Consider the following 24,050-nt stretch of genomic DNA (forward strand, 5'->3'; position numbering starts at 1 on the left):
GGAATCCCGAGTACCCATGCGGAAACCCTCAGTGACAACCCTCACCAACGACCTCCGAAAACGGGTTGCGCAGGCCCCCTGCTTTCGCCCGGAACCCATCCCGCCGGGTACGCTCACCGCCGTGCCACACGCTGATCAGTCCCAAACCACCCAGAAGGACGCTCCGGTGAACTACCCCGGAGCGCCCAGGCCGGACCGGGTCCGCCCGACGACCCTCGGGGAGCTGGCCGAACGGCTGGGCATCGAGTCCCCAGGACCTGGAGAGACCACAGGAATCACCCACGACTCCCGCGCGGTCCGCCCGGGCGACGTCTACGCCGCGCTGCCCGGCGCCCGCCTGCACGGCGCCGACTTCGCCTCGCAGGCCGCCGAACTCGGCGCCGCCGCCGTCCTCACCGATCCGGCCGGGGCCGAGCGCGCCGCCGCGACCGGGCTGCCGGTGCTGGCCGTCGAGAACCCCCGCTCCCGGATGGGCCAGCTCGCCGCCGACATCTACGGAAACCCCGGCCGCGACCTGCTCCAGATCGGCATCACCGGAACCTCCGGCAAGACCACCACCGCGTACCTCGTCGAGGGCGGCCTGAAGCAGGCCGGAGACCTCCCCGGTCTCATCGGTACGGTCGAGATGCGGATCGGCGACGAGCGCATCAAGTCCGAGCGGACCACCCCCGAGGCCACCGACCTCCAGGCCCTCTTCGCCGTCATGCGCGAACGCGGCGTCAAGTCGGTCGCCATGGAGGTCTCCAGCCACGCCCTGGTGCTCGGCCGGGTCGACGCCTGCGTCTTCGACGTCGCGGTCTTCAACAACCTGAGCCCCGAGCACATGGAGTTCCACTCCGACATGGAGGACTACTTCCGGGCGAAGGCACAGCTCTTCACCCCGGAGCGGTCCCGCCTCGGCGTCCTCAACCTCGACGACGAGTACGGCCGCCGCCTGGTCACCGAGGCCGGCGTACCCGTCATCACGTTCTCCGCCGAGGGCCACCCCGACGCCGACTGGCGCGCCGACAAGGTGGAGATCGGACCGCAGTCCAGCACCTTCACCGTGCTGGGACCCAAGGGCGAGCACGTCAGTGCGACCGCCCCGCTGCCCGGCACCTTCAACGTCGCCAACACCCTCGCCGCGATCGTCACCCTGGCCGCCGCCGGGTACGACCCGCAGACCGCCGCCGACGGCATCGCCGCCGTCCCCGGCGTCCCGGGCCGCCTGGAGCGAGTCGACGCGGGCCAGGACTACCTCGCCGTCGTCGACTACGCCCACAAGACGGACGCCGTCGAATCGGTCCTGCGCGCCCTGCGCAAGGTCACCGAGGGACAGCTGCACATCGTGCTGGGCTGCGGCGGCGACCGCGACCAGCAGAAGCGGGCCCCGATGGGCGCGGCAGCAGCGAGGCTCGCCGACACCGCCGTACTGACCTCGGACAACCCCCGTTCCGAGGACCCCCTCGCCATTCTCGCCACCATGCTCGCGGGCGCCGCCGAGGTGCCCGCGCACGAGCGCGGCGATGTCGCCGTCTTCGAGGACCGGGCCGCCGCCATCGCCGAGGCAGTCGCCCGCGCGAAGAGCGGCGACACCGTCCTCGTGGCCGGCAAGGGCCACGAACAGGGCCAGGACATCGCCGGAGTGGTACGCCCCTTCGACGACCGCAAGGTGCTGCGCGACGCCATCGAGCGCCGCCGGCACGAGATGGGATGAAGCAGTGATCGCCCTCTCCCTCGCCGAGATCGCCGACCTCGTCAGCGGACAGACGCACGACATACCGGACACCGGTCTTGAGGTCACGGGCCCGGTCGTCATCGACTCCCGTCAGGTGCGGCCCGGTGCGCTCTTCGCCGCGTACGCCGGCGAGCACGTCGACGGACACGACTACGCACAGCGCGCGATCGACGCGGGCGCGGCGGCCGTGCTGGCCACCCGCCCCGTCGGCGTGCCCGCGATCGTCGTCCCCGACGTGACCGAGGCGCTCGGCGCCCTCGCCCGCAGCGTCGTCGCCCGCCTGGGCGCCGACGTCGTCGCCCTCACCGGATCCGCGGGCAAGACCTCCACCAAGGACCTGATCGCCCAGCTCCTGGAGCGCAAGGCCCCCACCGTCTACCCGGCGGGCAACCTCAACAACGAGATCGGCCTGCCGCTGACCGCGCTGCGCGCCGCCGAGGACACCCGGCACCTGGTCCTCGAAATGGGCGCCCGCTACGTCGGCGACATCCGCTACCTCACCGGGCTCGTCCCGCCGCGCATCGGCCTCGTCCTCAACGTCGGGACCGCGCACGTCGGCGAGTTCGGCAGCCGCGAGAAGATCGCCGAGGCCAAGGGCGAGCTCGTGGAGTCGCTCCCGGCCGACGGCGTCGCCGTACTCAACGCCGACGACGGCTACGTACGGGCGATGGCGTCGCGCACCAAGGCGCGGGTGCTGTACTTCGGCGAGTCGGACACCGCGGACGTACGTGCCGAGAACGTCCGGCTCACCGAGCAGGGGCAGCCCACCTTCACGCTCCACACACCCTCCGGGTGCAGTGACGTGACCATGCGGCTGTACGGTGAGCACCACGTGTCGAACGCGCTCGCCGCGGCCGCCGTCGCCCATGAGCTGGGCATGTCCGTCGACGAGATCGCCGTGGCGCTCTCCGAGGCGGGCACCCTCTCCCGCTGGCGCATGGAGGTCACCGAGCGTCCCGACGGCGTGACGGTTGTCAACGACGCCTACAACGCGAACCCCGAATCCATGCGAGCCGCCCTGCGCGCGCTCGCGTCCATGGGCAAGGGGCGGCGGACCTGGGCGGTGCTCGGTCACATGGCCGAGCTGGGGGACACCTCGCTCGTCGAACACGACGCGATCGGACGGCTCGCCGTCCGACTCAACGTCAGCAAGCTGGTCGCAGTCGGGGGCAGGGAAGCGTCCTGGCTGCAACTGGGCGCCTATAACGAGGGTTCGTGGGGTGAGGAGTCGGTGCACGTGTCCGACACGCAGGCGGCGATCGACCTGTTGCGCGGGGAACTGCGTCCGGGAGACGTCGTGCTGGTGAAGGCATCCAGGTCGGTCGGCTTGGAGAAGCTCGCCCAGGCACTGCTCGATCCCGCCACCGAGGGTGAGGTCCAAGGCGCATGAGCCAGATCCTCTTCGCAGGGGCCATCGGCCTCTTCCTGACGCTCGTCGGCACCCCGCTGCTGATCAAGCTGCTGGCCCGCAAGGGCTACGGCCAGTTCATCCGTGACGACGGCCCCCGCGGCCACCACGGCAAGCGCGGTACGCCGACCATGGGCGGCATCGCCTTCATCCTGGCCACGCTCATCGCGTACGCCCTGACGAAGGTCCTCACCTCCAGCCAGCCCACCCTCTCCGGCGTGCTGGTGCTGTTCCTGATGGCGGGCATGGGCCTGGTCGGGTTCCTCGACGACTACATCAAGATCGTCAAGCAGCGTTCGCTGGGCCTGCGCGCCAAGGCGAAGATGCTCGGCCAGCTGATCGTCGGCATCGCCTTCGCGGTGCTCTCGCTCAACTTCGCCGACAGCCGCGGCCAGACCCCGGCCTCCGACCGGCTCTCCTTCGTCACCGACTTCGGCTGGTCGATCACACCCGTGCTGTTCGTGGTGTGGGCGCTGTTCATGATCCTCGCCATGTCGAACGGCGTGAACCTCACCGACGGCCTCGACGGACTCGCCACCGGCGCCTCCGTGATGGTCTTCGGCGCGTACACCTTCATCGGCCTGTGGCAGTTCCAGGAGTCCTGCGCCAACGCGACGGCCCTGACCAACCCCAACGCCTGCTTCGAGGTCCGCGACCCGCTCGACCTCGCGGTCGTCGCCTCGGCGCTGATGGGCTCCTGCTTCGGGTTCCTGTGGTGGAACACCTCGCCCGCCAAGATCTTCATGGGCGACACCGGTTCCCTGGCACTGGGCGGCGCGCTCGCCGGTCTGGCGATCTGCTCCCGCACCCAGCTCCTGATGGCCATCCTCGGCGGACTCTTCGTCCTCATCACCATGTCGGTGGTCATCCAGGTCGGCTCCTTCAAGCTGACCCGCAAGCGGGTCTTCCGGATGGCACCGCTCCAGCACCACTTCGAACTCAAGGGGTGGTCCGAAGTCCTTGTCGTGGTCCGCTTCTGGATCATCCAGGGCATGTGCGTGATCGTCGGTCTCGGTCTCTTCTACGCAGGATGGGCAGCCGGCAAGTGACCACCTGGCAGAACAAGCACGTCACCGTCGCCGGCCTCGGCGTGAGCGGCATCAGCGCCGCCCGCGCCCTGGCCGGCCTCGGCGCCCGCATCACCGTCGTCGACGGCGGCGACAGCGCCACGCACCGGGCCCGCGCAGCGGAGCTCCAGAGCGAAGGCATCGCCGTACGTCTCGCGGACGCGCACACCCTCCCGGCGGACACCGACCTGGTCGTCACCTCCCCGGGCTGGAAGCCGGACAGCCCGCTCTTCGCGCACGCCGCGAAGGCGGGCGTGGACGTGGTCGGCGACGTCGAGATCGCCTGGCAGCTGCGCGGCCCCGGCGCCGCCCCCTGGCTGGCGATCACCGGCACCAACGGCAAGACCACCACCACCCAGATGCTCGCGTCGATCCTCACCGCCGCCGGACTGCGCACCGCCGCCGTCGGTAACATCGGTACGCCGATCATCGACGTGGTCCTCCAGGGCGACGCGTACGACGTCCTGGCCGTCGAGCTCTCCAGCTACCAGCTGCACTGGGCCCCCTCGCTGCGCGCCCACTCCGCCGCCGTCCTCAACCTGGCGCCGGACCACCTCGACTGGCACGGCTCCATGGACGCCTACGCCGCCGACAAGGGCCGCATCTACGAGGGCAACCAGGTCGCCTGCGTCTACAACGTCGCGGACGAGGCCACCGAGAACCTGGTCCGCGAGGCCGACGTCGAGGAGGGCTGCCGCGCCATCGGCTTCACCCTCGGCACCCCCGGGCCCTCCCAGCTCGGCATCGTCGACGGCATCCTGGTCGACCGCGCCTTCGTGACGAACCGGCAGAAGAACGCCCAGGAGCTCGCCGAGGTCTCCGACGTCACCCCCGCCGCCCCGCACAACCTCGCCAACGCCCTCGCGGCGGCGGCCCTGGCCCGTGCGTACGGCGTCAAGCCCGCGGCCGTACGGGAGGGCCTGCGCGCCTTCCGCCCCGACGCGCACCGCATCGAGCACGTCGCGGACGTCGCGGGCATCACGTACGTCGACGACTCCAAGGCCACCAACACCCACGCCACCGAAGCCTCGCTGGCGGCCTACGAGTCCATCGTCTGGATCGCCGGCGGCCTCGCCAAGGGCGCCGCCTTCGACGACCTCGTACGGAAGTCGGCCAAGCGGCTGCGCGGCGTCGTGCTGATCGGCGCGGACCGCGCGCTGATCGCCGAAGCCCTCGCGCGACACGCGCCCGAGGTGCCGGTGGTCGACCTCGACCGGACCGACACTGGGGCGATGTCGGCGGCGGTCCGTGAGGCGACTGCACTCGCGCGGCCGGGGGACACGGTGCTGATGGCCCCGGCGTGCGCCTCGATGGACATGTTCGCCAACTACAACAGGCGCGGCGAGGCATTCGCCGACGCCGTACGCGAACTGATCCAGGACGGACCGGCCGCGGACGGGCCGGCGCGCGGCCGGTAGGCTCCCACCCCCGGCCGCCCGGCCCCGGTCCGCTCATCGGCGCACGAGTTGTTGGAGGGGACCTGCGAGATGCCGGCCACGGCCAGAGACAAGCCACGGGTACGTCCCGCCGCTCCGCGCGGGCAGGCGGCCCCACGCCGCCCGCGCGGCCCCGGCAGCCCCCGCAAGCTCTACGAGCAGCTCCGCAGGGCCTGGGACCGCCCCCTGACGGCGTACTACGTCATCGTCGGCAGCGCCCTGCTCATCACCGGCCTCGGCCTGGTGATGGTCTACTCCGCGTCGATGATCACGGCACTCCGCTACGACCTGCCCGGCTCGTACTTCTTCCGCAAGCAGCTCCTGGCCGCCGTCATCGGCGGCACCCTGCTGCTGGTCGCCTCCCGGGTGCCGGTCAAGCTGCACCGTGCACTCTCCTACCCGATGCTGGCCGGCACCGTCTTCCTGATGGCGCTCGTCCAGGTCCCCGGGATAGGGCACGAGGTCAACGGCAACCAGAACTGGATCTCCGTCGGCGGCCCCTTCCAGCTCCAGCCCAGTGAGTTCGGCAAGCTGGCGCTGATCCTGTGGGGCGCCGATCTGCTCGCCCGCAAGCAGGACAAGCACCTGCTCGGCCAGTGGAAGCACATGCTGGTGCCGCTCGTTCCGGTGACCTTCATGCTGCTCGGGCTGATCATGCTCGGCGGCGACATGGGCACCGCGATGATCCTCACCGCGATCCTTTTCGGCCTGCTGTGGCTGGCCGGAGCCCCCACCCGGCTGTTCGCGGGCGTCCTCGGCTTCGCCGGCGTGCTGGGCTTCGTACTGATCAAGACGAGCGACAACCGGATGGCCCGCCTCGACTGCATCCTCCGTACGGAGATGGGTCCTGACGGGCAGTGCCAGCAGGCCGTGCACGGAATCTACGCACTGGCCTCGGGCGGATGGTTCGGATCCGGGCTCGGTGCGAGCGTGGAGAAATGGGGTCAACTCCCCGAGCCCCACAACGACTTCATCTTCGCCATCACCGGCGAGGAACTGGGTCTGGCGGGGACGCTGTCGGTACTCGCCCTGTTCGCGGCCCTAGGCTATGCGGGTATCCGCGTGGCCGGACGCACGGAGGACCCCTTCGTGAGGTACGCCGCGGGAGGTGTGACCACCTGGATCATGGCGCAGGCCATGGTCAACATCGGTGCGGTGCTCGGCCTGTTGCCGATCGCCGGTGTCCCGCTCCCGCTGTTCTCCTACGGGGGCTCCGCCCTGCTGCCGACCATGTTCGCCGTAGGGTTGCTGATCGCCTTCGCGCGTGACGACCCGGCGGCGCGGGGCGCACTGGCCATGAGGCGCCCCGGGACGAGATGGAAAACGATGAGACGGCGCGTCACCAAGCGTCCGTCCGGAGAGCGGTGAATTTCGGTGCATGTCGTACTCGCCGGTGGGGGGACCGCCGGCCACATCGAGCCCGCGCTCGCCCTCGCGGACGCCCTGCGCAGGCAGGACCCCACCGTGGGGATCACGGCCCTCGGCACGGAGCGCGGTCTGGAGACCAGACTGGTCCCGGAGCGCGGCTACGAACTCGGCCTCATTCCGGCCGTCCCGCTGCCCCGCAAGCCCACCCCTGAACTGATCACCGTCCCCGGGCGGCTGCGCGGCACCATCAAGGCCGCCGAGCAGATCCTGGAGCGCACCAAGGCCGACTGCGTCGTCGGCTTCGGCGGCTACGTGGCGCTGCCCGGCTACCTCGCGGCCAAACGCCTCGGGGTGCCGATCATCGTCCACGAGGCCAACGCCCGCCCCGGCCTGGCCAACAAGATCGGTTCGCGGTACGCGGCCGCCGTCGCGGTCTCCACGCCCGACAGCAAGCTGCGCGGTGCCCGCTACATCGGCATCCCGCTGCGCCGCACCATCGCCACCCTCGACCGGGGTGCCGTCCGCCCCGAGGCGCGCGCCGCGTTCGGGCTCGACCAGAACCTGCCGACGCTGCTGGTCTCCGGCGGCTCGCAGGGCGCCCGCCGGCTCAACGAGGTGGTCCAGCAGGCCGCCCCGTACCTCCAGCGCGCCGGAATCCAGATCCTGCACGCGGTCGGTCCGAAGAACGAGATGCCGCGCGTGGACAACATGCCCGGTATGCCGCCCTACATCCCGGTACCGTACGTGGACCGGATGGACCTGGCGTACGCCGCGGCCGACATGATGCTCTGCCGCGCGGGCGCCATGACCGTCGCCGAACTCTCCGCCGTCGGGCTCCCGGCCGCCTACGTCCCGCTGCCTATCGGCAACGGCGAACAGCGGCTCAACGCCCAGCCGGTGGTCAACGCCGGCGGCGGACTGCTGGTGGACGACGCGGCCCTGACCCCCGAGTGGGTCCAGGGCAACGTGCTGCCGGTGCTCTCCGACCCGCACCGGCTGTACGAGATGTCGCGCGCGGCAGCGGAGTTCGGCCGCCGGGACGCCGACGAGCTCCTCGTCGGCATGGTCTACCAGGCGATTGCCGCACGCCGGGCCGGCTGACCGGCCCCCTATGCAGGAGGCGACAAGCACGTGGCCGGACCGACCACCCGTGAACGCGGTACGAAGAAGCAGAGCGGTCCGGCCGCGCCCCGGGCGCCCCGAAAGGGACGCCCGGGGCGCTTCCCGCGAATTCCCGTCGGCCGCCCGGTGGTTCTGCTGCTGGCCGTGTCGATCCTGCTCGCGGGTGGCGGGGTCTGGGCGCTGTACGGCTCCCAATGGCTGCGCGTGGAGCGGGTCAAGGCCGTCGGCACCCGCGTTCTGACACCCGCTGAGGTGGTGGCTGCCGCCGACGTGCCGACCGGAGTGCCGATGATTTCGGTCGACTCCGGCGCCATAGAGGACCGGTTGCGCAAGGAACTGCCGCGTATCGACACGATCGACGTCGTCCGGTCGTGGCCGCACGGAATCAGCCTGAAAGTGACCGAGCGAAAGCCGGTGCTGCTCATCGAAAAGGGCGCAAAGTTCGTCGAAGTGGACCACCAGGGTGTGCGGTTCGCCACTGTGACGAAAGCCCCCCGGGGGGTACCCAGACTGGAATTGGACGCGCGGAGCTCGCCGAGTCTGCGCCGCTTCGGTGAACAGCGGCTGCTCGGCGAGGCGGTGCGTGTCACGGGTGAACTCGGCCCGGCCCTGACCCGTAACCTGACGGCGGTGAAAGTGACTTCGTTCGACTCGATCACACTGGAACTGACCCGCGCCCGGAGCGTCTTCTGGGGCAGCGGCGAGGACAACGCGGCCAAGTCCCGGGCTCTTCAGGCCCTGATGAAAGCCGTGCCGGACGCCCGGCACTTCGACGTCAGCGCGCCCAGCGCACCTGCCGCCAGGGCGAGTTGACGGAGACTCGGGCAGGTCGGGCCCCTGGTTGGTCAGCGATATGGGTGATCACATAGGGTGAAAAGAAAAACGGGAGGTTCGGCGTGTTCGTTGAACGCGCACCACTTGTCGACTTAGTGTCCTGTTCGGAAGAGTCCAAGGAACAGACACACTGGTAACCCTAAACTTCAGCGTTAGGGTTCGGGTCGGCGTTCGGACCGTCCCAAATCGGCATCAGTCGTCGCGGCGCTGCAAACTCCGTGGCGGCACGTAAATCGAGGCGAGAGGCCTTCGACGTGGCAGCACCGCAGAACTACCTCGCAGTCATCAAGGTCATCGGTGTCGGCGGCGGTGGTGTCAATGCCATCAACCGGATGATCGAGGTCGGTCTGAAGGGCGTCGAGTTCATCGCCATCAACACCGACGCGCAAGCGCTGTTGATGAGCGACGCCGACGTCAAGCTGGACGTCGGCCGTGAACTCACCCGAGGACTTGGCGCCGGCGCCAACCCCGACGTCGGCCGGAAGGCGGCAGAGGACCACCGCGAGGAGATCGAGGAGGTCCTCAAGGGGGCCGACATGGTCTTCGTGACGGCAGGCGAGGGTGGTGGCACCGGAACCGGTGGCGCACCCGTCGTCGCCAACATCGCCCGCTCGCTGGGCGCCCTGACGATCGGCGTGGTCACCCGCCCGTTCACCTTCGAGGGCCGGCGGCGCGCGAACCAGGCGGAGGACGGCATCGCCCAACTCCGCGAAGAGGTCGACACCCTCATCGTCATTCCCAACGACCGGCTGCTGTCGATCTCCGACCGTCAGGTCTCGGTCCTCGACGCCTTCAAGTCGGCCGACCAGGTCCTGCTGTCCGGTGTCCAGGGCATCACGGACCTCATCACCACCCCCGGTCTGATCAACCTCGACTTCGCCGACGTCAAGTCGGTCATGTCCGAGGCAGGTTCCGCGCTCATGGGCATCGGCTCGGCGCGCGGCGACGACCGTGCGGTGGCGGCGGCGGAGATGGCGATCTCCTCGCCGCTCCTGGAAGCCTCCATCGACGGCGCCCGTGGCGTACTGCTCTCCATCTCCGGTGGCTCCGACCTCGGTCTCTTCGAGATCAACGAGGCCGCCCAGCTGGTCAGCGAGGCCGCCCACCCGGAGGCCAACATCATCTTCGGCGCCGTCATCGACGACGCCCTGGGCGACGAGGTACGGGTCACCGTCATCGCCGCCGGATTCGACGGCGGACAGCCGCCGGCCCGGCGCGAGAACGTGCTCGGCGCGGGTGCCGGCAAGCGCGAGGAGAGCGCCCCGGCCTCGCGTCCGGCGCCCGAGCCCGTGCGGCAGCCCAACATCGGCTCCGTACCCGTGCGCGAGGAGGCCCCGGCCCCGGTCGAGCAGCCCGCGCCGGTCAGCGAGGCCCCGGCCCCGCAGGCCGCCCCGCACGTCCCGCCGGCCCGCCCTTCGTACGCGGACAGCGCGGCCGAGGAGCTGGACGTCCCGGACTTCCTGAAGTGACCGGAAGCGTTAAGTGATACAGCGGTACGACGACGAGAGCGGCGCGCACTTCGCCTTCACCGACAGGTGGGGCGGGGTGAGCGCCGTTCCGTACGAGCAGCTCAATCTCGGCGGCGCGGTCGGCGACGACCCCTCGGCCGTACGGGAGAACCGCCGCCTGGCCGCAGAGTCCCTGGGGCTCGACGCGGCGCGGGTGGTCTGGATGAACCAGGTCCACGGGCGGGACGTCGCCGTGGTCGACGGGCCCTGGCCCGCGGACCGCGAAATCCCCGCCGTCGACGCGGTCGTGACCGCCCGTCGGGGACTCGCCCTCGCGGTGCTGACCGCCGACTGCACTCCCGTGCTCCTCGCCGACCCGGTCGCCGGAGTGACCGGGGCGGCGCACGCGGGACGGCCCGGGATGCTGGCGGGGGTGGTGCCCGAGGCGGTGAAGGCGATGGTCTCGCTCGGCGCCGACGTCTCCCGCATCCACGCCTGGACCGGGCCCGCCGTGTGCGGGCGCTGTTACGAGGTGCCCTCGGACATGCGTGCGGACGCTGCCGCGATCGAGCCCGCCTCCTGGGCCGAGACCAGCTGGGGCACCCCGGCGGTCGACGTCACCGCCGGAGTGCACGCCCAGCTGGCGGCGCTCGGGGTGCTCACGCGGTCGCAGTCGCCGGTGTGCACACGCGAGTCGGGCGACCACTTCTCCTACCGGCGGGACCGCACCACGGGGCGGCTCGCCGGATATGTCTGGTTGGACGGGTAGGACATGACGGACCGTACGGAAGACGCCGGGCCCGCGAGGCCCTCGGCGCGCAAGGACGAACTCGCCGCGAACCTGGCGCAGGTGGAGGAACGTATCTCTTCCGCTTGTGCAGCTGCCGGGCGCGCACGCGCGGACGTGACCCTGATCGTCGTCACCAAGACCTACCCGGCGAGCGATGTACGGCTGCTCGCCGAGCTGGGGGTGCGTCATGTCGCCGAGAACCGCGACCAGGACGCCGCCCCCAAGGCCGCCGAATGCGCCGATCTCCCTCTGACCTGGCACTTCGTCGGTCAGTTGCAGACCAACAAGGTCCGCTCGGTGGTCGGTTACGCGGACGAGGTGCAGTCGGTGGACCGGCTGAAGCTGGTCACCTCGCTGTCCTCGGCCGCGGTGCGGGCGGAGCGCGAGATCGGCTGTCTGCTCCAGGTGGCCCTGGACGCCGGGTCCGGCGAAAGGGGCGAAAGGGGTGGCGTATCCGCCGACGGCGTGGCGGAGCTGGCCGCCGCGGTGGACGCCGTGCAGGGGTTGCGGCTTGACGGACTGATGACCGTGGCGCCCCTCTCCGGTGAGTACGCCGGGCGCCAACGGGCGGCCTTCGAGCGGCTGATGGAAATCTCGTCCCGCCTGCGCACCGCACATCCGGCTGCCACCATGGTGTCTGCGGGAATGAGTGCGGACCTGGATGAGGCGGTGGCTGCCGGTGCGACACATGTACGCGTCGGCACTGCGGTACTCGGTGTCCGTCCTCGCCTCGGGTAACGTCGCGAAGCAAGTCGGACCACAGCAGAAAATATGGTCATCCCCACTATTCAGTGGGCAGGCCCAGTGGATCGCGGGTACTTGGTGACGAGGCCGATCCACCACAGAGCGGAGGACTCAGGAAATGGCCGGCGCTATGCGCAAGATGGCGGTCTACCTCGGCCTCGTGGAGGACGATGGTTACGACGGCCGGGGCTTCGACCCCGACGACGACTTCGAGCCCGAGCCGGAGCCGGAGCGTGACCACCGGCGGCACCAGCCCCCGCACCAGGTCGAGCGGGAGCGGGACGAACCGGTACGAGTAGTACAGCCGCCCGCCCCCCGAGAGCCCGTTCAGCTTCCGGCGGAAAGCGGACGACCTGCACGAATCGCCCCCGTGGCGTCCATCACACCTGAACGTCCGAGCCTGGAGAAGAACGCACCGGTGATCATGCCCAAGGTCGTGTCCGAGCGGGAGCCGTACCGCATCACCACGTTGCACCCCCGGACCTACAACGAGGCCCGTACCATCGGGGAACACTTCCGCGAGGGCACTCCGGTGATCATGAATCTCACGGAGATGGACGACACGGACGCGAAGCGACTTGTCGACTTTGCCGCGGGACTGGTCTTCGGTCTGCATGGCAGCATTGAGCGAGTGACGCAGAAGGTGTTCCTGTTGTCGCCTGCTAACGTCGATGTCACGGCGGAGGACAAGGCCCGTATCGCAGAGGGCGGTTTCTTCAACCAGAGCTGACAGAGCCGAGAGCAGGACAACCGGAACAACCGGCCACGAAGGCCGGACTGAGGCGAGAGCCAGGGGAGAGGGACGCACGGGAATGGGCATCGCACTGGACGTGATCTACATCGCGCTGATGTGCTTCCTGGTCGTGCTGATTTTCCGGCTCGTCATGGACTACGTCTTTCAGTTCGCGCGTTCATGGCAACCCGGCAAGGCGATGGTGGTCGTTCTGGAGGCCACTTACACTGTCACCGATCCACCGCTCAAGCTTCTGCGGCGGTTCATTCCGCCGCTGCGTCTCGGGGGCGTGGCACTCGACCTGTCCTTCTTCGTTCTGATGATCATCGTCTACCTCCTGATCAGTGTTGTGAACAACATTGCGAGCAGGGTGTGAGCGATACGGTCTTGCCGACTGCCGACGACTACGTAGAGGTGAAGAAGAGATGCCGCTGACCCCCGAGGACGTGCGGAACAAGCAGTTCACGACCGTCCGCCTTCGAGAAGGCTATGACGAGGACGAGGTTGATGCCTTCCTCGACGAGGTCGAGTCCGAACTGACCCGTCTGCTCCGCGAGAACGAGGACCTGCGCGCCAAGCTGGCCGCGGCGACCCGTGCAGCAGCGCAGAACCAGCAGCAGCAGGGCATGCGCAAGCCGGAGCCGCAGGACAACCGGCCCGGTGGCCCGGGCGCGCCCGTCCCCGCGGCCATATCCGGTCCGCCTCAGCAGCAGCAGCCCCCGCAGCAGCAGATGCAGCAGCAGGGTGGCCCGCTCCAGCTCCCGGCCGGCCCGGGTGGCCACGGCCCCGGCCCGCAGCAGCAGGGCCAGCACGGTCCCGGCCCGATGGGTCAGGGTCCGATGCAGGGCCAGCACGGTCCCGGCCCCATGGGCCAGGGTCCGATGCAGGGCGGCATGGGCCAGGGCCCGATGGGCGGCCCCATGCAGCAGCCGCAGCAGATGCAGCCCCCGCAGCAGCAGATGCCGCAGCCCGGTGGCGACAGCGCCGCCCGCGTGCTCTCGCTGGCGCAGCAGACCGCTGACCAGGCGATCGCGGAGGCCCGTTCCGAGGCCAACAAGATTGTCGGCGAGGCGCGTTCGCGTGCCGAGGGTCTGGAGCGGGACGCCCGTGCCAAGGCCGACGCGCTGGAGCGGGACGCGCAGGAGAAGCACCGCGTCGCGATGGGCTCGCTGGAGTCCGCCCGCGCCACGCTGGAGCGCAAGGTCGAGGACCTGCGCGGCTTCGAGCGCGAGTACCGCACGCGTCTGAAGTCCTACCTGGAGTCGCAGCTGCGTCAGCTGGAGACCCAGGCCGACGACTCCCTCGCTCCGCCGCGGACCCCGGCGACGGCATCCCTGCCGCCGGCCCCGCAGATGAGCAGCACCATGGCTCCGGCCGGTGCGGGCTCGATGGGGCACTCGATGGGTGGCAACCCGTCGATGGGTGCGCCGTCCATGGGCGGGCAGTCGAACGGTGCGCAGTCGTACGGCGGGCAGCAGCAGATGACGCCGGCGATGACCCAGCCGATGGCACCGGTCCGGCCGCAGGGGCCGCAGCCGATGCAGCAGGCGCCTTCGCCGATGCGTGGGTTCCTGATCGACGAGGACGACAACTGAGGCGGCTGGTGCGCGTGATGAGCGCGTAGCCGTCGGCAGGCTGAGGGGTGGGCCCTGGGACTTTGGTTCTGGGGCCCACCCCTTTTTTTGGGGGGTGGGGGCGGTGGGGGGCGGGCCAGGGGGGCGCCCCCTCCGCGCCCCATCCCGCTGTGCTGTATCTGCGGCTGCCGCCGCGTGGCGCTGGGAGGGTTGTGCGGTGTCGCGCCTGCGGCGGGCCCGGGGAGTGCCCCTCCCCGCCCCTTCCCGCTGTGCTCGATTTGCGGCTGTCGCCGCGTGGCGCTGGAAGCGTTGTGCGGTGTCGCGCCTGCGGCGGGCAGGCGCCCCTCCCCGCCCCTTCCCTAAACCGCTCCGCGGGGCCAGGGGTTCGTTGCCCGCGGGCTGGTGGGTGGTTGCTCGCGCAGTTCCCCGCGCCCCTAACTACGAGTACTCAGGGGCGCGGGGAACTGCGCGGCCAGCCAAGAACTCACCTGCACATGACCACCGTCCGTGGCGGGGCTCGCCACCTGCCCGCCCACCCACTCGCCCGTACGGGCCGGGGTCTGGGGCGGAGCCCCAGTTTCGGGAAGGGGCGGGGAGGGGAAACGCTCGCGCAGCGGACCCCGCCCCCACCAACGCTCCCCACGCGGCGGCAGCCGCAAATGTCGCAGCCGGGAAGGGGCGGGGAGGGGAAGGCCCCGCGCAGCGGACCGAACGTGGGGGATGGCGAAGGGGCCCGAGGGTGGTTGCCTTCGGGCCCCTTTGGGTGGGGTTAGATCTTGTGCAGGTGGAAGGTCAGGGACAGGGGCTCGTCCTTGAAGGGGGTGCCGTAGGTGTCGTCCGCCGGGCCCTCCGCGTAGTCCGTGGCGAGGACCTCGTCGGCGATGAGACCGGCGTGGGCCGTCAGGGCCTCCGTGGTTTCCGGGGACGTGGCGGTCCAGCGGACCGCGATCCGGTCGGCGACGTCCAGGCCGGAGTTCTTGCGGGCCTCCTGGATCAGGCGGATCGCGTCACGGGCCAGGCCTGCCTTGCGGAGCTCCGGGGTGATTTCGAGGTCGAGGGCGACCGTGGCGCCGGAGTCCGAGGCCACCGACCAGCCTTCGCGCGGGGTCTCCGTGATGATCACCTCGTCGGGGGTGAGGGTGATCGTTTCGCCGTTCACCACGAGGGGGGCCTCGCCCGAGCGCAGGGCCAGGGAGAGGGCTGCCGCGTCCGCCGCGGCGACCGCCTTCGCCACGTCCTGGACGCCCTTGCCGAAGCGCTTGCCCAGGGCGCGGAAGTTCGCCTTGGCAGTGGTGTCCACCAGCGAGCCGCCGACCTCCGAGAGGGAGGCGAGGGAGGTGACGTTCAGTTCCTCGGTGATCTGAGCCTGGAGTTCGGGGGAGAGGGCGGGGAAGCCGGCGGCGGCCACCAGGGCGCGGGAGAGGGGCTGACGGGTCTTCACGCCCGACTCCGCCCGGGTGGCCCGGCCCAGCTCGACCAGGCGGCGTACCAGCGCCATCTGCGTCGAGAGGGTCGGGTCGATGGCCGTCAGGTCGGGCTTCGGCCAGGTGGAGAGGTGGACGGATTCCGGGGCGTCCGGGGTGACCGGGACGACCATGTCCTGCCAGACCCGCTCCGTGATGAAGGGGGTGAGGGGGGCCATCAGGCGGGTGACCGTTTCGACGACGTCGTGCAGGGTGCGCAGTGCCGCCTTGTCGCCCTGCCAGAAGCGGCGGCGGGAGCGGCGCACGTACCAGTTGGAGAGGTCGTCGACGAAGGCGGAGAGGAGCTTGCCCGCCTTCTGGGTGTCGTACGAGTCGAGGGCCGAAGTGACCTGGTCGACAAGCGCGTTGAGCTCGGAGAGGAGCCAGCGGTCGAGGACCGTGCGGTCGGCCGGGGCCGGGTCGGCGGCGGACGGCGCCCAGTCGGACGTGCGGGCGTAGAGCGCCTGGAAGGCGACCGTGTTCCAGTACGTGAGGAGCGTCTTGCGGACGACCTCCTGGATCGTGCCGTGGCCGACGCGGCGGGCTGCCCACGGGGAGCCGCCGGCCGCCATGAACCAGCGGACCGCGTCGGCGCCGTGCTGGTCCATGAGGGGGATCGGCTGCAGGATGTTGCCCAGGTGCTTGGACATCTTGCGGCCGTCCTCGGCGAGGATGTGGCCGAGGCAGACCACGTTCTCGTAGGAGGACTTGTCGAAGACGAGGGTGCCGATCGCCATCAGCGTGTAGAACCAGCCGCGGGTCTGGTCGATGGCCTCCGAGATGAACTGCGCCGGGTAGCGCTTCTCGAAGATCTCCTTGTTCTTGTACGGGTAGCCCCACTGCGCGAACGGCATCGAGCCCGAGTCGTACCAGGCGTCGATCACCTCGGGCACGCGCGTGGCGGTGAGGGCGCAACCCTCGTGCGTACAGGCGAAGGTGACGTCGTCGATGTACGGGCGGTGCGGGTCGAGGGAGGAGTGGTCCTCGCCCGACAGCTCGGAGAGTTCGGCGCGGGAGCCGATGCAGGTGAGGTGGTTGTCCTCGCAGCGCCAGATGGGGAGAGGCGTGCCCCAGTAGCGGTTGCGGGAGAGGGCCCAGTCGATGTTGTTGGTGAGCCAGTCGCCGAAGCGGCCGTGCTTGACCGTGTCGGGGTACCAGTTGGTCTTCTCGTTCTCTTCGAGGAGACGGTCCTTGACGGCGGTCGTACGGACGTACCAGGACGGCTGCGCGTAGTAGAGCAGTGCCGTGTGGCAGCGCCAGCAGTGCGGGTAGCTGTGCTCGTACGGGACGTGGCGGAAGAGCAGGCCGCGGGCGGCCAGGTCCTCGGTGAGCTTCTCGTCGGCCTTCTTGAAGAAGATGCCGCCTACGAGGGGGACTTCCTCCTCGAAGGTGCCGTCGGGGCGGACCGGGTTCACGACGGGGAGGCCGTACGCCTTGCAGACGAGGAGGTCGTCGGCGCCGAAGGCGGGGGACTGGTGGACGAGGCCGGTGCCGTCCTCGGTGGTGACGTAGTCGGCGTTGACGATGTAGTGCGCTTCGGAGGGGAACTCCACCAGGTCGAAGGGGCGCTGGTAGGTCCAGCGCTCCATCTCGGCGCCGGTGAAGGACTCGCCGGTCACCGCCCAGCCTTCGCCCAGGGCTTTTTCGAGGAGGGGCTCGGCGACGACGAGGTTCTCCTCGCCGTCGGTGGCGACGACGTAGCGGACGTCGGGGTGGGCGGCGACGGCCGTGTTGGAGACCAGGGTCCAGGGGGTCGTCGTCCAGACCAGGAGCGACGCCCGGCCCGCGAGGGGGCCGCCGGTGAGGGGGAAGCGGACGAAGACGGAGGGGTCGACGACCGTCTCGTAGCCCTGGGCCAGCTCGTGGTCGGAGAGGCCGGTGCCGCAGCGGGGGCACCAGGGGGCGACGCGGTAGTCCTGGGTGAGGAGGCCCTTGTTGAAGATCTCCTTGAGGGACCACCAGACGGATTCGACGTACTCCGGGTCCATCGTGCGGTACGCGTCGTCCAGGTCGACCCAGTAGCCCATGCGCTGGGTCAGCTCGGCGAAGGCGTCGGTGTTGCGGGTGACGGACTCGCGGCACTTGTCGTTGAACGCGGCGATGCCGTAGTTCTCGATGTCCTTCTTGCCGCTGAAGCCGAGTTCCTTCTCGACCGCCAGCTCGACGGGCAGACCGTGGCAGTCCCAGCCCGCCTTGCGGCCGACGTGGTAGCCCTGCATCGTGCGGAAGCGGGGGAAGACGTCCTTGAAGACGCGGGCCTCGATGTGGTGGGCGCCGGGCATGCCGTTGGCGGTCGGCGGGCCCTCGTAGAAGACCCACTCGGGGCGGCCCTCGGAGGCCTCCAGGGACTTCGAGAAGATCTTGGCCTGGTCCCAGAAGTCGAGCACGGCGTGCTCCAGGGCGGGCAGGTCGACCTGGGCGGGGACCGGGTTGTACTGCTGCTGCGGCTTCGGCGGTGTCATCGGGCGCTCTTCCTCCGGCGGACGTCGTTCTTCCGTCGGAGGGACGAGAACCGTGCGGCTCCCGCGGTACCACCCTCCTTGGCCCCGGACGACGTACGCCCGCGGCCCCCTCATTGGGGTCGCGCTGCCGGGTCTAGTCACCGCCGCTGCTGCGGGGCTTTCTTCCGGCGGCTCAGGGGTGATGCTTCGCGCCGTGCTCGCCCCCGGGCTCTCACCGTCCCCGGATCGCTCATCGCTGCGTGCGGCGCTACTCGGCCCCTTCGAAGCCTTTCGCTCCGGCCAGTGTACGGGGCGGGGTGTGCGACGGCAGACCGGTTTTCCGGGGTACGGGGCGGGGCGGGCGGTCCGCCGAGGGTGAGAGGCGGGGTGACCCGAATGGCCATACGGCGGTGTGCGGACTGCGGGCACGCGCGCGAGGGGCGGTTACCCGGCGGAGAGCTGGGCACAACGGATGCAGGTCTGTCTCGATACGGCGTGGGGAGGGCAGAACCGACGGCGTGCCCCGTTGCCGCGGTGCTGAGGTCGATTTATCGTCCCAGCACGATTCGCGTGCAAGATCACAAAATGTGAAGGGGCCGCGGCCATGGTGGCTGACAAGACCGCCGGAACGAAGAAATCGGCGTCGACGAGAACCACCGGAACGGCGGCCGGGAAGCAGTCCGCCGAGGAGGAACAGAGCGCGGCCCCGGCGAAGAAGACCGTGGCGAAGAAGAGTGTGACGAGCAAGAGCGTGGCGAAGAAGGCGGTGGCCGGGAAGGCTGCCGTGAAGAAGGCGGCTCCGGCGGCGAGGAAGGCGGCGGAGGCCGGCGTACCCGACGGGGCGGAGGCCGCACCGGCCACCGCGAAGAGGACCACGGCGAAGACGACCGCCGCCGGGAAGACCGCGGCCAAGAAGACGGCTGTCAAGAAGACGGCTGCCGGGAAGACCGCGGCGAAGAAGGCACCGGCGAAGAAGACGGCGGCCGGCAAGGCCGTGGCGGAGAAGGCGGCTTCCGAGGCTCCTGCCGAGGCGGCCGGAAAGCAGGCCGCACCCGCGGCCGAGGGGGCGGCAGCGGCCGCGGAGACGGGAGCCGAGACAGTGGTGGCGAAGAAGAGTCCGGGCGGGGCCACGACAGCCAGGAAGAAGGCGGTCCCGGCCGCCCGCACGACGACCCCGGTGGTGCCCGGCCAGCTCGCCGTACGCCCGGGTGAGGACCCGTGGACCCCGGAGGAGATCGCCGAGGCGCGGGCCGAGCTGGACAGCGAGATCCTGCGGCTGCGCGCCGAGATCGCCTCCCTGGAGGAGGCGCTCACCGGGCTGATGCGCGACTCGGGCAACGGCGCCGGTGACGACGACGCGGACACCGGCAGCAAGAACATCACCCGCGAGCACGAGATGTCCCTCGCGGCCAACGCCCGCGAGATGCTGGAGCAGACCGAGCGGGCCCGCGACCGGCTCGACTCGTGGACGTACGGCATCTGCGAGAACTGCGGAAATCCGATCGGGAAGGCCCGGATGCAGGCCTTCCCGCGCGCCACGCTCTGCGTCGAGTGCAAGCAGAAGCAGGAACGGCGCTACTGAGCGGGACCGGTCGGTGCCGCCCGTGACGGGAGGCACCGACCGGGGCTCGTGGGGTGTGCGGCAGGGGTCATGAGCCCTCGGAGTCCGCACGTGTGTGCCGTACTCTCGTGGTCACTGTGACTTCCCCGGGGAAGCCGCGGCAGTCAGGTACGAGGGCGAGGGACTTACGTGGCAGAGGCGGAGCGCATCATCGGTACTCCAGAGGTGGAGGGAGCCGGGCCGGAGCAGTCCTCGCAGGACGAGGGCGCTGCGGGAAAGGCTGCCGAGGGAGCCGAGGGGACCGCAGAGGCTGCCCCGGAGGCCGCCGGTGACGACACGGTCAAGGACGCGGCGAAGGATGCGGACGAGTCCGAGTCCGAGGCCGAGTCCGAGGCCGGCGCCGGCGAGGCCGCGCCCGTCGGGAAGGGCAGGCGGAGGCTGGCGATCCTCTTCGTCGTCGCACTGATCGCCTACGCCCTCGACCTCGGTACGAAGCTCCTCGTGGTGGCCAAGCTGGAGCCCAGCGGCGAGACGATCGACGTGATCGGCGAGCTGCTGCAGTTCCGGGCGATCCGCAACCCGGGTGCCGCCTTCGGCTTCGGCGAGGCGTTCACGATCATCTTCACCATCATCGCCGCCTCGGTGATCGTGGTGATCGCCCGGCTGGCGCGCAAGCTCTACAGCCTGCCCTGGGCCATCGCGCTCGGGCTGCTGCTCGGCGGTGCGCTGGGCAACCTCACCGACCGGATCTTCCGTACGCCCGGATTCCTGGAGGGGGCGGTCGTCGACTTCATCGCGCCCGCCAATTTCGCCGTCTTCAACCTCGCCGACTCGGCGATCGTCTGCGGTGGCTTCCTGATCGTGATCCTGTCGTTCAAGGGGCTGGACCCGGACGGGACCGTTCACAAGGACTGAGGTCGCGGGGAGGGGGCCAGGGGTGCGGAGGGGCTTTCGGTAAGGGCTTGTCGGTGCGGTCCTGCATACTCGACGGGTGAGTACGATTCCCGAGATCCGCACCCTGCCCGTTCCCGATGGCCTTGAGGGCGAGCGCGTCGACGCCGCCATTTCCCGGATGTTCGGGTTTTCCCGGACCAAGGCGGCCGAGCTCGCCGCTGCCGGAAAGGTCCAGGTCGACGGCTCGGTGGTCGGGAAGTCCGAACGCGTGCACGGCGGGGCCTGGCTTGAGGTCGAGATGCCGGCGCCGCCGTCCCCCGTACAGATCGTCGCCGAGCCCGTCGAGGGCATGGAGATCATCCATGACGACGACGACGTCCTGGTGATCGTGAAGCCGGTGGGCGTCGCGGCCCACCCGAGCCCTGGTTGGACCGGGACCACCGTCATCGGCGGCCTGGCCGCCGCCGGGTACCGGATCTCGACGTCCGGGGCCGCCGAGCGCCAGGGCATCGTGCACCGGCTCGACGTCGGTACGTCGGGGCTGATGGTCGTCGCCAAGTCCGAGCGGGCGTACACCTCGCTCAAGCAGCAGTTCCGCGAGCGCACGGTCGACAAGCGCTACCACGCGCTGGTCCAGGGGCACCCGGACCCGATGAGCGGCACGATCGACGCGCCGGTGGGGCGCCACCCGAACCACGACTACAAGTGGGCCGTCGTCGCCGAGGGCAAGCCCTCCGTCACCCACTACGACCTGATCGAGGCCTTCCGGGCCGCGAGCCTGCTCGACATCAAGCTGGAGACCGGGCGCACCCACCAGATCCGCGTGCACATGTCGGCGCACCGGCACCCGTGCGTGGGCGACGTGACGTACGGCGCCGATCCGACGATGGCGAAGCGGCTGGGGCTCACGCGGCAGTGGCTGCACGCGATGCGGCTCGGGTTCACGCACCCGGGGAGCGGGGACTGGGTCGAGTTCGAGAGCCCGTACCCGGACGACCTGCAGCACGCGCTGGATGTGATCCGGGCGGAGAGCGAGTGACCGCCGCCGTGGCCTTCGTGGTGCGGGAGGCGGTGGGGGCCGGGGACCTCGATGCGTGCTTCGCGGTGCGCAGGGAGGTCTTCGTGGTCGAGCAGGCGGTGCCCGAGGAGCTTGAGTACGACTCGTACGACGAGAGCGCGGTGCATGTCCTGGCGGTCGCGGAGGACGGTACTCCGCTGGGCACCGGGCGGCTTTTGTGCGGGGCGGACGCGGTCGGGAAGACCGGGGCCGGGGTGGAGGTCGGGTCGCTCGGGCGGCTTGCGGTGAGGGCGGGGGCTCGGGGGCTGGGGGTCGGGGGTGCTTTGGTGCGGGGCATTGAGGACGTGGCCCGGGCTCGGGGGCTGCTGGCGATGGATCTGCATGCTCAGACTCAGGCGCTGGGGTTTTACGAGCGGTTGGGGTATGTGGCGTACGGGGCGGAATTTTTGGATGCGGGGATTGGGCATCGGGGGATGCGTAAGGGGATTTGAGGGGGGTCGCGTGGGGGTGGGGCGGGCTTCTGGGGTGGGGGCCGTGGCGTAGGTGGGGCGGGGGTGGGGGGGGCGGCTCCGTCGGGGGCCGCCCCCTTGCCCGCCCGTTCCGCCCCCGGGGGCGGCCCCGCCGCCCAAGGGGGCGGGGCAACGGGTGCGGCTCCGCCGGTCAAGGGGGCGGGGGCGTAGCTCCGAGGGGGTGGGGGTGTTGGGGCGGGTTTGGGGGGTTCGTGGCAGGCTTGGGGTCTTGATCGCTTCGAGTGGCCCGGAGGGCAACCCGTGGAGCAGATGGCCCTCTTGTTCGTGATGTTGCTCGGGGCTGTGGTCTCGGTGCCGCTCGGGGAGCGGCTGGGGCTGCCGGCGCCGGTGCTGATGACCTTGGCCGGGGTGGTGCTGGCGCTCATCCCGTTTGTGCCGAATCCGGATATTCCGCCGGAGTTCATTCTTCCGCTGGTGCTGCCGCCACTGTTGTACGCGGCCGTTCAGCGGACTTCCTGGCGGCAGTTCACCGCCAACTTCCGGCCCATCCTGCTGCTGGCCGTGGCGCTCGTCTTCGTGACCACGGCCGCCGTCGCCGCCGTCGCCAATGCCATGGTGCCCGGCCTGCCGATCGCCGCCGCGGTCGCGCTCGGGGCGCTCGTCGCGCCGCCCGACCCGGTCGCGGCCACCGCCGTGGCGGGTTCCCTCGGACTGCCCCGGCGTCTGGTGTCGATCCTGGAGGGCGAGGGGCTGTTCAACGACGTCACCGCGATCGTGCTGTACCACGTGGCGATCGGGGCGGCCGTCAGCGGAACGTTCTCCTGGCCCAGGGCGATGGGGGAGCTGGTGCTGTCCGCGGTCGTCGCCGTCCTGGTCGGCGGCGGGCTCGGCTGGCTCAGCAACAAGCTCATGGGGTACCTCGGTGACCCGACGCTGCAGATCGGGCTGACGCTGCTGGTGCCGTTCGTCAGCTACGTACTGGCCGAGGAGTTCCTCGGATCGGGCGTGCTGGCCGTACTGACGTCCGCGCTCTACCTCGCCTCGCACGCGGTCGACGCCGACGACGTGATGGGGCGGCTGGCCGGGCAGACCTTCTGGCAGGTCGTCGACACCCTGGTGACCGGTGTCGCGTTCGGTCTGATCGGGCTCGAACTGCACTACGTCTTCGGGCTCGCGGACGGGCGGCTCTGGGAGATGCTCGGCTGGGGTGCGGCGGTGGCGGGCGTGGTCATCGGCGTACGGCTGCTGTGGCTGCTGCCCGCGACCTGGCTGGCGAAGCGGTTGCACAAGCTGCGCGATGTGGATGAGGAAATTCCGACGACCTGGCGGGAGACCGTCGTCATGTGGTGGTCGGGGATGCGCGGGGTGGCCTCGGTCGCCCTGGTGCTGGCCATTCCGCTGAAGACGGACGCGGGGGAGCCCTTTCCGGCGCGGGACGAGATCGTCTTTGTTGCGTTCTGCGTGATCATGACGACGTTGGTGCTGCAGGGGCTGACGTTGCCGTGGCTGGTGCGGAAGCTGGGGGTACGGGCGGACACGGACGCCGAGCGGGAGCTGGAGCACGCCCTTGCCGTACGGGCCGCGAAGGCCGCGCGGCGGCGGCTGAAGGAGATCGAGGAGGTCGAGGAGCTGCCGGAGGACCTGTCGGAGCGGTTGCAGCGGGCGGCCTTCGACATCGGGGCGCGGATCAGTCCGGACATGGTCGACGAGGAGCGGCGGGAGGCGTTTGCTTCGCGGGCGGGGCGGGTGAAGTCGATGATGCGGATTCAGAGGGAGATGATGTCGGCGGCGAGGCATGAGGTGTTGGCGGCGAGGAATGAGGTGGGGGCGGATCCGGAGGTGGTGGATCGGGTGCTGCATCAGTTGGATTTGCGGAGTTTGAGGTGAGGGTGGGGGTCGCTTTCTGTGGGGAGGGTGGGGCCACTGTCTGCGGGGTGGGGGCCGGGGCGTAGGTGGGGCGGG

19 protein-coding genes are annotated in these 24,050 nt (G+C 70.3%); 18 read left to right on the forward strand and 1 reads right to left on the reverse strand.

Features of this window, described 5'->3' with window-relative positions; translation table 11 throughout:
* Positions 1–31: 31 nt before the first annotated feature.
* The 13 genes from ACZ5PB_RS15525 to ACZ5PB_RS15585 all read left to right on the forward strand — a co-directional run bounded on the left by ACZ5PB_RS15525 (position 32) and on the right by ACZ5PB_RS15585 (position 14,262).
* Positions 32–1,696 carry a UDP-N-acetylmuramoyl-L-alanyl-D-glutamate--2,6-diaminopimelate ligase gene (locus ACZ5PB_RS15525; protein ID WP_468691358.1) on the forward strand — a complete coding sequence of 555 codons (1,665 nt, stop codon included), beginning with the start codon at positions 32–34 and terminating at the stop codon, positions 1,694–1,696.
* A gap of 4 nt (positions 1,697–1,700) precedes the next feature.
* Positions 1,701–3,107 carry a UDP-N-acetylmuramoyl-tripeptide--D-alanyl-D-alanine ligase gene (locus ACZ5PB_RS15530; protein WP_468691359.1) on the forward strand — a complete coding sequence of 469 codons (1,407 nt, stop codon included), beginning with the start codon at positions 1,701–1,703 and terminating at the stop codon, positions 3,105–3,107.
* Positions 3,104–4,174: a phospho-N-acetylmuramoyl-pentapeptide-transferase gene (mraY, locus tag ACZ5PB_RS15535; RefSeq protein WP_468691361.1), complete on the forward strand. Its 1,071-nt coding sequence runs from the start codon at positions 3,104–3,106 to the stop codon at positions 4,172–4,174. Before ACZ5PB_RS15530 ends, mraY begins: the two co-directional genes overlap by 4 nt.
* Positions 4,156–5,610, forward strand: coding sequence for a UDP-N-acetylmuramoyl-L-alanine--D-glutamate ligase (gene murD / locus ACZ5PB_RS15540; RefSeq protein WP_468691363.1), 1,455 nt, complete (start codon positions 4,156–4,158; stop codon positions 5,608–5,610). The genes mraY and murD overlap by 19 nt, the downstream gene beginning before the upstream one ends.
* Positions 5,611–5,679: 69 nt before the next feature.
* The gene (gene ftsW / locus ACZ5PB_RS15545; protein WP_468691364.1) at positions 5,680–6,996 is read left to right on the forward strand and encodes a putative lipid II flippase FtsW; all 1,317 of its coding nucleotides are present in this window, start codon (positions 5,680–5,682) and stop codon (positions 6,994–6,996) included.
* Positions 6,997–7,002: 6 nt separating this feature from the next.
* Positions 7,003–8,097 carry an undecaprenyldiphospho-muramoylpentapeptide beta-N-acetylglucosaminyltransferase gene (gene murG, locus ACZ5PB_RS15550; RefSeq protein ID WP_468691365.1) on the forward strand — a complete coding sequence of 365 codons (1,095 nt, stop codon included), beginning with the start codon at positions 7,003–7,005 and terminating at the stop codon, positions 8,095–8,097.
* A 30-nt stretch (positions 8,098–8,127) separates the two neighbouring features.
* The gene (locus tag ACZ5PB_RS15555) at positions 8,128–8,931 is read left to right on the forward strand and encodes a cell division protein FtsQ/DivIB (protein WP_468691367.1); all 804 of its coding nucleotides are present in this window, start codon (positions 8,128–8,130) and stop codon (positions 8,929–8,931) included.
* A 275-nt stretch (positions 8,932–9,206) separates the two neighbouring features.
* Positions 9,207–10,421, forward strand: coding sequence for a cell division protein FtsZ (gene ftsZ / locus ACZ5PB_RS15560; protein WP_468691369.1), 1,215 nt, complete (start codon positions 9,207–9,209; stop codon positions 10,419–10,421).
* A 13-nt stretch (positions 10,422–10,434) separates the two neighbouring features.
* Positions 10,435–11,169 carry a peptidoglycan editing factor PgeF gene (gene pgeF, locus ACZ5PB_RS15565; RefSeq protein ID WP_468691370.1) on the forward strand — a complete coding sequence of 245 codons (735 nt, stop codon included), beginning with the start codon at positions 10,435–10,437 and terminating at the stop codon, positions 11,167–11,169.
* Positions 11,170–11,172: 3 nt separating this feature from the next.
* The gene (locus tag ACZ5PB_RS15570) at positions 11,173–11,928 is read left to right on the forward strand and encodes a YggS family pyridoxal phosphate-dependent enzyme (protein WP_468691372.1); all 756 of its coding nucleotides are present in this window, start codon (positions 11,173–11,175) and stop codon (positions 11,926–11,928) included.
* A 124-nt stretch (positions 11,929–12,052) separates the two neighbouring features.
* Complete coding sequence (locus tag ACZ5PB_RS15575) at positions 12,053–12,664, forward strand: cell division protein SepF (protein WP_401593867.1); 612 nt, start codon at positions 12,053–12,055, stop codon at positions 12,662–12,664.
* Positions 12,665–12,746: 82 nt separating this feature from the next.
* Entirely contained in the window at positions 12,747–13,043 is a 297-nt protein-coding gene (locus ACZ5PB_RS15580; protein WP_468691374.1) for a YggT family protein, read from the forward strand.
* A gap of 49 nt (positions 13,044–13,092) precedes the next feature.
* Positions 13,093–14,262 (forward strand): DivIVA domain-containing protein, encoded by a 1,170-nt coding sequence (locus ACZ5PB_RS15585; protein WP_468691376.1) that lies wholly within the window; start codon positions 13,093–13,095, stop codon positions 14,260–14,262.
* Between the two features lie 748 nt (positions 14,263–15,010).
* On the opposite strand, the gene ileS is transcribed toward ACZ5PB_RS15585, so the two are convergent.
* Entirely contained in the window at positions 15,011–18,166 is a 3,156-nt protein-coding gene (ileS, locus tag ACZ5PB_RS15590; RefSeq protein ID WP_468691378.1) for an isoleucine--tRNA ligase, read from the reverse strand.
* A 583-nt stretch (positions 18,167–18,749) separates the two neighbouring features.
* Between ileS and ACZ5PB_RS15595 the strand changes: the two genes are divergently transcribed.
* The 5 genes from ACZ5PB_RS15595 (at position 18,750) to ACZ5PB_RS15615 (ending at position 23,975) form a co-directional block, all read left to right on the forward strand.
* Complete coding sequence (locus tag ACZ5PB_RS15595; RefSeq protein WP_468691381.1) at positions 18,750–19,727, forward strand: TraR/DksA family transcriptional regulator; 978 nt, start codon at positions 18,750–18,752, stop codon at positions 19,725–19,727.
* A gap of 168 nt (positions 19,728–19,895) precedes the next feature.
* On the forward strand, positions 19,896–20,621 hold the full coding sequence (lspA, locus tag ACZ5PB_RS15600; RefSeq protein ID WP_468691383.1) for a signal peptidase II: 726 nt from the start codon (positions 19,896–19,898) through the stop codon (positions 20,619–20,621).
* 76 nt (positions 20,622–20,697) lie between these two features.
* Positions 20,698–21,639: an RluA family pseudouridine synthase gene (locus ACZ5PB_RS15605; protein WP_468691385.1), complete on the forward strand. Its 942-nt coding sequence runs from the start codon at positions 20,698–20,700 to the stop codon at positions 21,637–21,639.
* Positions 21,636–22,109, forward strand: coding sequence for a GNAT family N-acetyltransferase (locus ACZ5PB_RS15610; protein ID WP_468691387.1), 474 nt, complete (start codon positions 21,636–21,638; stop codon positions 22,107–22,109). The genes ACZ5PB_RS15605 and ACZ5PB_RS15610 overlap by 4 nt, the downstream gene beginning before the upstream one ends.
* Before the next feature lie 279 nt (positions 22,110–22,388).
* Positions 22,389–23,975 (forward strand): Na+/H+ antiporter, encoded by a 1,587-nt coding sequence (locus ACZ5PB_RS15615; protein ID WP_468691389.1) that lies wholly within the window; start codon positions 22,389–22,391, stop codon positions 23,973–23,975.
* Positions 23,976–24,050 lie beyond the last annotated feature (75 nt).

The sequence above is a fragment of the Streptomyces sp. NPDC032721 genome, from assembly GCF_055579625.1.

Coding starts and splice junctions, on each gene's coding strand:
- mraY (WP_468691361.1), top strand. CDS start 3,104: ATGAGCCAGATCCTCTTCGCAGGGGCCATCGGCCTCTTCCTGACGCTC.
- murD (WP_468691363.1), top strand. CDS start 4,156: ATGGGCAGCCGGCAAGTGACCACCTGGCAGAACAAGCACGTCACCGTC.
- ftsW (WP_468691364.1), top strand. CDS start 5,680: ATGCCGGCCACGGCCAGAGACAAGCCACGGGTACGTCCCGCCGCTCCG.
- ACZ5PB_RS15570 (WP_468691372.1), top strand. CDS start 11,173: ATGACGGACCGTACGGAAGACGCCGGGCCCGCGAGGCCCTCGGCGCGC.
- ACZ5PB_RS15575 (WP_401593867.1), top strand. CDS start 12,053: ATGGCCGGCGCTATGCGCAAGATGGCGGTCTACCTCGGCCTCGTGGAG.
- ACZ5PB_RS15580 (WP_468691374.1), top strand. CDS start 12,747: ATGGGCATCGCACTGGACGTGATCTACATCGCGCTGATGTGCTTCCTG.
- ACZ5PB_RS15585 (WP_468691376.1), top strand. CDS start 13,093: ATGCCGCTGACCCCCGAGGACGTGCGGAACAAGCAGTTCACGACCGTC.
- ileS (WP_468691378.1), bottom strand. CDS start 18,166: ATGACACCGCCGAAGCCGCAGCAGCAGTACAACCCGGTCCCCGCCCAG.
- ACZ5PB_RS15595 (WP_468691381.1), top strand. CDS start 18,750: ATGGTGGCTGACAAGACCGCCGGAACGAAGAAATCGGCGTCGACGAGA.